Here is a 1743-nt window from a genome sequence, read left to right as displayed (position 1 = left end):
GGTGGCGGTTCAGCGCGGCTTCCTGCTGGCGCCAGTCGAAGCCGTTCAGCCACTGGTGGGCCAGTTCACGGACGAAAGCGACGGGCTGGCCGCGGCTCCAGTCCTGCGCCACGGCCTGCGGCCAGCGCGTCTGGCGCAGGCGCTGCTTCAGATCGTCGATGGCGGCTTGCGGGATGTCGATGTGGAAGGGGCGGATGGCAGCGGTCATGGTGGGCTCCAGGTGAGGTGAATCGATGGAACCCAGTGTCCGCAGCGGTCGGTTTGGGGTCTTGTAAAAACCCGCCACGGGGCGCTTGCATTTCTTCATCCACCGGCTGTCCGGAAGCTGTCGCCAGGGCGGCGGCTCTCGTCACACAATGACCGGCGCCGCCTCCCGCGCGGCGGCGTACTTCCAAGACTCAAGGAGCCGCACATGAAAAGGATTTCCCAGCTCAACGCCATCGCGCTCACGGCAGCCCTGCTGCCAGCCGCCGGCTTCTGCGCCGAAACGGCGACCGCACACCCCGGCCAGCACCCGGCCCACTGGACTTACAGCGGCGTGACCGGGCCGGCCAAATGGGCCAGCGTCGACGAGAAGTTCGGCACCTGCGCGATGGGGCAGACCCAGTCGCCCATCGACATCCGCACCACCGACGTCCAGTCGGCTGCCCTGCCCGCGATCAGCTTCGACTACAAGCCCACGCCGCTGAAGATCATCGACAACGGCCACACCGTGCAGGTCAACATCGCGCCGGGCAGTTCGATCACCGTCGGCGACAAGCGCTACGAGCTGCTGCAGTTCCACTTCCACAAGCCCAGTGAGGAACGGGTGAACGGCAAGGCCTATCCGCTCGTGGCTCATCTCGTTCACAAGAGCGAGGACGGCAAGCTGGCCGTCGTGGCGGTGTTGATGGACAAGGGTGCCAGGCTGCCGCTGATCCAGGCCGTGTTCGACAACCTGCCCAAGGCCAAGGAGCAGGAGTCCAGCGTCGCCGGCCTTGGCATCGACCTGAACGCCCTGCTGCCCGACAACCGCGCCTACTACAGCTTCGCCGGCTCGCTGACGACGCCGCCCTGCAGCGAAGGCGTCAGCTGGTTCGTGCTGAAGACGCCGGTGCAGGTGTCTGCCGAGCAGATCGCCCGCTTCGGCCGCGTCTATGCAATGAACGCCCGACCCGTGCAGCCGCTCAACGGCCGGGTCATCCAGGTCAGCCAGTGAGCGGGCGGGCGCTGCTCAGGCGCCCGTCTCCAACAAGGCCCGCAGGCCGGCCTCGTCGAGCACGGGGACGCCGAGGCTGCGGGCCTTCTCCAGCTTGCTGCCGGCCTCCTCGCCGGCGATGACGTAATTCGTCTTCTTCGACACCGAGCCGCTGACCTTGCCGCCCGCCTCCTCGATCAAGGCCTGGGCCTCGTCGCGCGAGAGTGTCGGCAGCGTGCCTGTCAACACCAGCGTCTTGCCCAGCAGCGGCCGCGGCCGGTCGTCGGCCTCGCCCGCGCTTTCCTTCGGGCTTACGCCGGCCGCCAGCAGCTGCTCGACGACCTCGCGGTTGTGCGGCTGGGCGAAGAACGTGTGGATGCTGGCCGCGACGATGGGGYCGACATCAGGCACTTCGAGCAATTGCTCGACGCTGGCGTTCATCAGCTTGTCCAGCGTGCCAAAGTGCCGCGCCAGCTCCTTGGCCGTCGTCTCGCCAACCTGGCGGATGCCGAGCGAAAACAGGAAGCGCGCGAGCGTGGGCGTCTTGCTCTTTTCCAGCGCGTCAA

Annotated in this window: 3 protein-coding genes; 1 reads left to right on the top strand and 2 read right to left on the bottom strand. The window is 67.3% G+C overall.

Features of this window, described 5'->3' with window-relative positions; translation table 11 throughout:
* Positions 1-208, bottom strand: a 208-nt coding sequence (locus tag AC1DU6_RS30020; RefSeq protein ID WP_477861688.1) for an epoxide hydrolase N-terminal domain-containing protein, incomplete at its 3' end; no start/stop codon positions are given.
* 204 nt (positions 209-412) lie between these two features.
* Here AC1DU6_RS30020 and AC1DU6_RS30015 point away from each other — a divergent pair.
* Positions 413-1198 (top strand): carbonic anhydrase, encoded by a 786-nt coding sequence (locus AC1DU6_RS30015; RefSeq protein WP_457352748.1) that lies wholly within the window; start codon positions 413-415, stop codon positions 1196-1198.
* A gap of 15 nt (positions 1199-1213) precedes the next feature.
* On the opposite strand, the gene AC1DU6_RS30010 is transcribed toward AC1DU6_RS30015, so the two are convergent.
* A partial coding sequence (locus AC1DU6_RS30010) for a helix-hairpin-helix domain-containing protein (RefSeq protein ID WP_477861686.1) occupies positions 1214-1743 on the bottom strand: 530 nt, incomplete at its 5' end.

It is taken from the genome of Roseateles sp. P5_B10, assembly GCF_056400485.1.
The sequence above is the reverse complement of the archived record's forward strand: the minus strand, read 5'-3'. Positions and strand labels throughout refer to the sequence as shown.